This window comes from Luteolibacter pohnpeiensis (assembly GCF_016595435.1).
Taxonomy (GTDB): domain Bacteria; phylum Verrucomicrobiota; class Verrucomicrobiia; order Verrucomicrobiales; family Akkermansiaceae; genus Luteolibacter; species Luteolibacter pohnpeiensis.
On sequence record NZ_JAENIJ010000123.1, the window covers coordinates 1 to 1189 of the forward strand.

The 1189-nt window shown below is 52.1% G+C and carries 2 protein-coding genes; one reads left to right on the plus strand and one right to left on the minus strand.

The annotated features are described in order from the left end of the window. Nucleotides 1–219: 219 nt before the first annotated feature. Entirely contained in the window at nucleotides 220–969 is a 750-nt protein-coding gene (locus JIN85_RS20500) for a hypothetical protein (protein ID WP_200274357.1), read from the minus strand. Nucleotides 970–995: 26 nt separating this feature from the next. Here JIN85_RS20500 and JIN85_RS20505 point away from each other — a divergent pair. After that, the coding region (locus JIN85_RS20505) for a hypothetical protein (RefSeq protein WP_200274359.1) at nucleotides 996–1189 on the plus strand (194 nt) is incomplete at its 3' end.

Sequence of the window (1189 nt, forward strand, 5' to 3'; positions counted from 1 at the left end):
GGCGGCAGGCTGATGAGAAGCGCATCCCGCGAACACGAAGAGAGCTGCAATCAGCGTTGCTAAAGTAACGCGTTTCATTTCTTAGCAGAACGTCAAAGGCCTCCTACACCTGCCCTTGGGCGAGGCTTCGACTGGGGGTTGAGGGATGAATGGCCATGGGTATTGCAACTCGAGGCGGGGCAGGTGTTAGGAGCGCCGCCTTGTTCTGCTTGATTTGTCCTACCAACCGGTTCGGGCCAACTTGTGGACAATCTCCTTCGGCAGCTTCGGCACCTGCACAATCAGGAATCCTTCCACAACCTCGGCTACATCTCCAATGTCGATCCCACTACTTGCAACATACAGGGTGTCATCCTTGATGTGAATCGTCGGGGCATGGGCATGGACCAGATCCACTCCCTTCTCGTCAACAGGTTCCAAGAAGCTCCACTTCACCAGAATCGTCTTCTCGCCAGCAATCTCCGTATACTGCGACCCTGCCAATTCGGATGCTTGCTCCGGACGAACTTCGCAAAAGGCGTTCTCTCCTGCCAGCTTCTTGAATAGTAAACTGGCCTTCTTGGCCTGATGGGCGAGAGGAACCGAAATTCGATTAGCATCAATTTGCGTTGCACCGTCAGGAATCCGCAGCGGAATGCGATCCAGAGGCTCAATTGCGGAGCAGACTCCCGCAACCAGAAGTATGGCAATCAGCATGGGTTTCATTTTTGCAGAACAGTATAATTTGTTCTGACTCATATTGAATATCGCAATTTCATTGTCAATGGTGTGTTTGATTGGAATTTGTAATGTGCTGACCAATAGTTTTTTGTGAATCTCGTTCGGAAACTCTGAATTCTTGGATCGCAAAGATTTTAGGGTGGGTTTGAGAGTTGGATATGCAGCTTGGATATATCCCGTACGATCCAAAATATCAGGAACCGTTGATAGTTCGCTGATCGCAGGGACCACTCCGCCAAGTCGCCTCATGGGTTTGTCCTGCCGACGATTGCGGCATGGCTGACAAGAAAGTGGAAATCCGGTTCGAGACGCAGGCGGACACGAAGGGGGCGAAGGATGCGGAAAAGGCGCTGGATCAGGTCAAGGATGCTGCCGATGACACTTCATCGGCGGTGAATCAGGTGGGCGCGGCTGCGGATGAAACCGGTGATGAGCTGAAACTCCCCGAAGCGAAGCAAGGGACGAAGTC